Raw genomic sequence first — 6,400 nt, 5'->3', positions numbered from 1 at the left:
CCCGCCATACTCCGCTCCATGGTTCGGCGGGGTTTATTCTTGCAGGAGCGAAGGCAGCAATTGGCTTATCTGCTGTCTTTTTAGGTAAGGTTTTGGGTCGAACGGCGTAACCATGGCTCTCAATCTGGCTTCTAATATCTTCGGCAACATCATTGGCAGCGCTGTTAATGGCAGCCTGCCAGCCTGCCACGTTTTTTAAATCTTTCATAACCTGCTCTCGCCTGACTATGATCGATCCCACCGGGTTATCTTTATCATCCTTTAATTTGCATCGAATCAAAAGTTCATCAGGCCCTGCTTTGGGCGTCAGTGGTTGTTTAGATGAACTGCCAATGATTGTACTTTCCATAAATATGTTCGGCTCTTTATCTCCCAGCCACAGCAGGTCTTTTTCAAAAAGCTGTTCTTCAAGCGCATCGGCCAGCATCTTTTCGATGTCAAAATCAAAGGTAAATCCGGTATCATTGACAACCTTGGCCACCTTGATGACCACACCATCTTTTGGGAGATAATTTTCATTTAACTTTTCCTGTTGGCGGACATTGGTGCATCCCCAAAAAACAATTGACAAAAAACCTATGCAGACAATGACTATCAACTTTTTCAGGAAATTGTTATAAGATATTTGCATTTTTCTTCATCCGATTTGGAAAACAGAAGATAAATCTTTTCTAGTTTGTACTTAATTGTTCTTTAAACCATTCAGAATAGCGCTTATTTGAATAATCGACGATTTTTCCCGGTGTATCCATAAGTGTTCTGATCAGCTCAGTTCTTTCCGGTTGTGTTTTATCGAGCCTGATTTCATAGTAGCCGGTGGTTTTTAAGAAAACAGATCGCTGCATCCCGGGGTTTTGCTCCGGTGCAGCAAATTCTGCCTTAAACCAATCTTTTGCTTCGGGCATTTGATGATAGATGCCATCTGTGCGATTCAGGAAAGAAGTAATTTCCTTACCTGTATGATCCACTGCGGCTCTCAAGGGTATTTCGTGGCCCACTATATGCTGCACAGGTTCATAGTCCATCGCAACATAGTCAATTTGCCAGAATCCCGCAGGAGGTTTAAGGCGCAGAACGAGTTTATCTCCGGAAATCTGAGACAGGTCCAATGGAATGACGCGGTCTTCGGTAACCAGCGGCCCACCGCCCGCAATAAGGCCCTGTTCCACCCATTGATCTCCGTTTTTGATTTGAACCTTTAAGACATACAGCTCTTCTCGATCGATAAAATAATAGAGTTCCATCAACTCGGGCCCATGAGCATCAATGGCCCGGTACCAATCATCCACCCGATCGCCGCGCAGTTGAAGCATTTCGGTTACCATTTTTGAACCCCAAAGGGCGGTACCAGCGTTTACGAGCAGGTTAGCCTGTTGAACACCCGCCGGTCGCGGGAATTCTAATATGATCTCATGACGCTGAAAATTAATCGTCGTGTTACCGATCTTTGGCAAATTGGTCTGCCAGGAAACACCATCACTTGTGTTTAAAAACAGATTTAGATTTTGCCCCGTTTCATCCGTTGCTTTAGAGCTGACCACCGGTTTTGAGATTGTGTAAAAAGTGCCATCTAAATCGGGAATGATGACATCTGCGGGGTCATGATCGAAAACCAGCAGCTTGATTTCATCGAGATACTGGGTCTCTTGTAGTTGGTTGCGAATCATGAGTTTATAAGATTTATCCACCGCCTTTAAATGCTCCAGGCGGGAAAAATCTTTTTTTTGTAACCCCTTGGAAACCACTCCCCCTAAAGGCTCTGCATCAAAAACGTACTGTTCTCCATCATAGGAATATATTAATGGGCACGAAAAAGTCGCAACGGCTATTATTACCACAGCCGCCACAACAATCAGAATTCCACCCAAAACGCCAACTCCTACTGCTGCTGATTTTTCAGCGTCTACGCGTTTAACGTTTACATAAACGATATCTTCAATCGGTACATAGATTTCCTCTCCGGTATATAATATTCCATGTATCACAGCTACTTCAGCTTGAACTTTACCGCCATTCTGATCAAAGGTGTATATAGTATTACCAACCATGATTTCTGAAATTGTTTGTTCAGGATTTCTGGCCAATTCCACCCTTGAGATAGTCTGTCCTGTTGAAGTTCGGATTTCTCTTAGATTATCGTTGGTGAGATCCAGATAAAACTTCCTGCCATCATTTAGCGTGCCGGTGATGAGACGTGATATCGCAGCATATTGCCCGCCTGGTTCGTCAAATTCATATTTTTCCCCGGTTGTTAACACTAACTGGTGAACACAACATTCCGCCGTCTCGACATTTATATCTACTTTTGGCACTGAGGTTGTTTTGACACACCCTACAACCACATAATGAAGAAAGGTAAACAGTACAATCATCGAGATGCATTTTTGGGGCATGTTATCCTCTCTTTCTAACGTTCATACCATCGTTTGAGAGTTAAAAAAGAGACAATCCACCATCAACAACAAACACCTGACCACAAATAAATTCAGCCGCTTGGCTACATATAAACAGGACGGCATGGGCGATATCTTCCGGCTTTCCGATACGACCGGCCGGCGTATGCTCGACAACTTTGTTTAAGTAATTTTCAGCATCGGGGAATTGCTTCAGAGAGTCGGTTTCAATGATGCCGCCGCAAATTGCATTAACCCTGATCTTTTCCGGCGCCAGCTCAGCGGCCAGGTATCGAACGATTGACTCCAGAGCTGATTTTGTCGGTCCCATGGCACCATAGTTGGGTATAACTCGGGTGCTGCCGAGGCTTGATATGGCAACAATGCTTCCCCCCGTTGGCATTAACGGTACAGATTTCTGTACGCAGTAAAGAAAACCGCGCGCATTGATATTAAGCGTTAGATCCCATTGATTGGGCTTAATCTTTATCAGTGGCTTAAATGCATTCAGAGCTGCACAATGCACAAATGCATCGATGTGGTTGCAACGATTCTCAACCTCCTTAAACAAGTTGTCGATATCATCCGGGTTTGCCAGGTTTGCTTTTATAAGTGCACAGCTCGCTCCCTTTGACTTTAAAATGGCCTGCGTTTTTTTAGCTTCGACGTCGTTTTGTAAATAATTTGCCAATATGATTTCATAGCCATGATCTGCCAGTTGCGTTACGACTGCCCGGCCAATACCACGAGTGCCGCCAGTTACCAGAGCCGCTTTTTTTTCCATTTTCTACACCGTCTCTTTTTCTGCAAGCCGTTCCTTTACATACTCAACGAGGCTTTCCACGGTAAATTGCTCTTGAATTTCCTCTGCACTGAGATCTTCTCCAATATGTCGCATCACGTCGTCATCACTAATCTTAAATCCGAAGGCCTGCTCTATCCGAAAACGGATATCCAAAATGTCAATGGATTCAGCTTCTAAATCAGTGAAGATGCGTGCCTCCATTTCGATTCTTGTTATGTCTACTCGTAACGCCTGAGCGACGATGTCTCGAATTGTTAAAAAAATTTTCTCATCCGTATAATTTTCAGTCATGTTTGTCTCCTACGTTACGGTTTTTATACGGTTAAATGGATCGCATCAGTAAACAGGCATTTTGACCACCAAATCCGAATGAATTTGACAGAACCACATTTGCTTTTGCTTCACGACTCTCGTTGGGCACGCAATCCAGATCGCAATCAGGATCCGGCTCGAGATAATTAATGGTGGGATGGATTACCTGCTCATGTATCGATTTTACGCACCCGACCAATTCTATCGCTCCGGCGGCAGCAACCAGGTGACCTACCATCGATTTGGTGGAATTAACCGGTATATGATAGGCATGATCTTGGAAAACTTTTTTAATGGCGTACGTCTCATTTTTATCATTCATTTGTGTACCGGTGCCATGCGCATTGATAAAATCGACTTCTTCAGGATTTATCATCGCTTCACGTAAAACAAACCGCATGGCTTCGGTCGCTCCCCAGGCCTCAGCCGGTTCATCGGTTAGTCGATAAGCGTCACACGTGCTGGCATATCCGATGATTTCCGCCAAAGGATTGCCGTTGCGCTTACGACAGTGCTCATATTCTTCAAGCATAAAAACAGCCGCGCCTTCTCCGACCATAAAACCATCGCGTCTTTTGTCGAACGGGCGGGCGGCATCTTGAAATTCAGCGTTATTTTTAGAAATCACACCGAGCATGCTAAAGGCAATCATACCGTTGGGATTCACCATCGCATCGCTGCCGCCCGTGATAACGACATCAGCGTCATCATTTTTTATCAGGCGATAGGCTTCGCCAATCGCCTGGCTTGAAGATGTACACGCTGTCGTAATTGTCTGGCAGTGTCCGCGTGCATTGTAGCTAATGGCTATATGGGCCGCCGCCATGTTGGGTAAGGCTTTTAAAGAGGTGAGCGGATGAACCTGGGTTAGCTGATTCTGCCAGACTTTGGCATAACACAGCGTACTGTCTTCCTCAGTAGAATCAGTCACAACCCGGAGCATATGTTTAGAGTGCTCTAAATCCCATAGACCCAGACCGCCAACTCCCATGGAAACGCCGACTCTATAAGGATCTATCAGGCTAAAATCCAATCCAGCGCTTTCCACAGCCTCCTGCGCCGATATGACGGCTAACTTGATTGCCTTTGACATCGTTTTGGTAGATTTTTGATTTTCAACCAGACTTTCCAACTGCTGTTCATCCTGCGTAATTGGCGCAGCAAATTGGGTCGGCAGCCCAGACGCATCAAACGACTCGATCATTTTTGCAGCGCTTTTTCCTTTGACCAGGTTATTCCAGTAAAGATCAACCCCGATTCCATAAGGACTAATAGCGCCTAGTCCCGTGATGACAACTCGCCGTGGATTCATTTACCCCCCCTGTCGTTCTTAAACTCAGTATCTTCCAGCCAAACATCGTAAATTGTTTCCATAAATTGGCGCATTTTAATGGGATAAAACCGATCCGCATCATCCAATGCAAAAGTGAGGCGCGCATTCATCACCAGCTTTTCGGCAACCCAAATTTCGCCATCCATTTGAGCCGATCTCTCGCTAACCGATAAAAGCGTTCCATTGACTGAAAGCTGATCTCCTGGTCTGACCATTTTGCGAAACTTTGCCTCACCCACCATGACAAGAAGGGCCTTCTTTTTAAAATCGGCGGAATATTCCAACAAGGCGGTTCCTGCTTGAGCCAGTGATTCAATTTGCAGAGCGCCCGGCATCACAGGATAACCAAAAAAATGATCATGAAATACATCCTCTGACAGCGCAACGCTTTTCAGGGCCCGGATGGACTTATTGACTTCAAGATATTCTATCCGGTCAATTAACAGATAGCGCACAGGTAGACTCCTTTCGAACCTAATCAAATATTTAAATATTTACATTTTAAATATTTCTTGGAGCAAAATAATTTCTTATGGAAAAAGCTAAAATTTCGAACAAAAATTTTAAAATGAATGAAGGTGAAACAAGCGGTCTTTCAACCACTCCTTAACCCTGTGGCGAGTGCTGTTATTGCACTGGTTTCTACTGCGATTACGGTGTCATCACGGACATAAGTGTTACAAAGCGTTTCAACTAATCGATAACATTGTTAAAATCTACTAGATTGCAGCTTTGCTACAGATGCGGTTGATAAAGCTTTTTCGCGTCAGACCAAATGTGTGTTAACAGCATTTTAAAGCTGGATATGTGAAAAGAACAATTATTACTGAAGATTGGGTTGTGCTTTAGAAGGAGCGGTCGCTTTCACTCAATTGAGATAGCCAGGAGCGGGTAAAAGGTATCGAGCAGTGTAACTGTCGGATCGGAAGTAGCTGTCAGAATCAGTTTCGATGGATCATTAGGTTATTTGAATTGCTAAATATTGTCAAGTAGTTACTATCATATGCCACAATGTTGCAGTTAATATCGTTTGCCACCAAATAACAACGTTTATTCTTGTAGTTATTCATCAGAATTAAGATTTAGGCATCAATTTTAAAATTGTATGTACCGTGCCCAAGTCGGAATAGTGGAAGTGAGTAAAATGTAAGATTAGCGAAAGGATTGTATATTTTTGCGAAAGGTTAGGTGTCTAGCCAAAACATACAAATCAGCCAACATGTGTGATGCGCAGCTTACTATACAACCTCAGATAGTAATGAAAGTAGTCTAGTTTGACACCTTAGATATAGATGAATATTGCAAGTGTAATGTTTTGCTAATTTCAATTCTACGCAAAAGAGATGGATAATCCTTTGCTTTCAAAGGGCGTTCATTTTACACAATAACCGGTATTCTGATTCCTCGGTATGGAATTGATACTTAATCGTCTGATTGGGATTCGAGAGAAGGTGGATGAGAAGTCAGCGACTGGGTTAATAGGTAAGCGGCCTGCAGTGCTTCGGTCGGGCACAGCTCAAAACATTCTTTGCAATCCCAGCATTCCTTGGCAGCGAC

Annotated in this window: 7 protein-coding genes; all 7 read right to left on the bottom strand. The window is 43.8% G+C overall.

Going from position 1 to position 6,400, the window contains the following annotated elements:
* Positions 1 to 481 (bottom strand): hypothetical protein (locus QNJ26_22600; GenBank protein ID MDJ0988344.1); only part of this gene is annotated, 481 nt, incomplete at its 3' end.
* Positions 482 to 671: 190 nt separating this feature from the next.
* Positions 672 to 2,393 (bottom strand): hypothetical protein, encoded by a 1,722-nt coding sequence (locus QNJ26_22595; GenBank protein ID MDJ0988343.1) that lies wholly within the window; start codon positions 2,391 to 2,393, stop codon positions 672 to 674.
* 40 nt (positions 2,394 to 2,433) lie between these two features.
* A complete protein-coding gene (locus QNJ26_22590; protein MDJ0988342.1) occupies positions 2,434 to 3,177 on the bottom strand; it encodes an SDR family oxidoreductase in 744 nt (247 codons plus the stop codon).
* A gap of 3 nt (positions 3,178 to 3,180) precedes the next feature.
* Complete coding sequence (locus QNJ26_22585; GenBank protein MDJ0988341.1) at positions 3,181 to 3,489, bottom strand: phosphopantetheine-binding protein; 309 nt, start codon at positions 3,487 to 3,489, stop codon at positions 3,181 to 3,183.
* A 31-nt stretch (positions 3,490 to 3,520) separates the two neighbouring features.
* A complete protein-coding gene (locus QNJ26_22580) occupies positions 3,521 to 4,822 on the bottom strand; it encodes a beta-ketoacyl-[acyl-carrier-protein] synthase family protein (GenBank protein MDJ0988340.1) in 1,302 nt (433 codons plus the stop codon).
* Positions 4,819 to 5,298, bottom strand: coding sequence for a 3-hydroxyacyl-ACP dehydratase FabZ family protein (locus tag QNJ26_22575; GenBank protein MDJ0988339.1), 480 nt, complete (start codon positions 5,296 to 5,298; stop codon positions 4,819 to 4,821). Before QNJ26_22575 ends, QNJ26_22580 begins: the two co-directional genes overlap by 4 nt.
* Positions 5,299 to 6,265: 967 nt before the next feature.
* A partial coding sequence (locus QNJ26_22570) for a 4Fe-4S binding protein (protein MDJ0988338.1) occupies positions 6,266 to 6,400 on the bottom strand: 135 nt, incomplete at its 5' end.

The sequence above is a fragment of the Desulfobacterales bacterium genome (assembly GCA_030066985.1).
Classification (GTDB): Bacteria; Desulfobacterota; Desulfobacteria; order Desulfobacterales; family JAHEIW01; genus JAHEIW01.
Note: the sequence above shows the minus strand (reverse complement) of the source record. Positions and strands in the feature narration are given on the sequence as shown.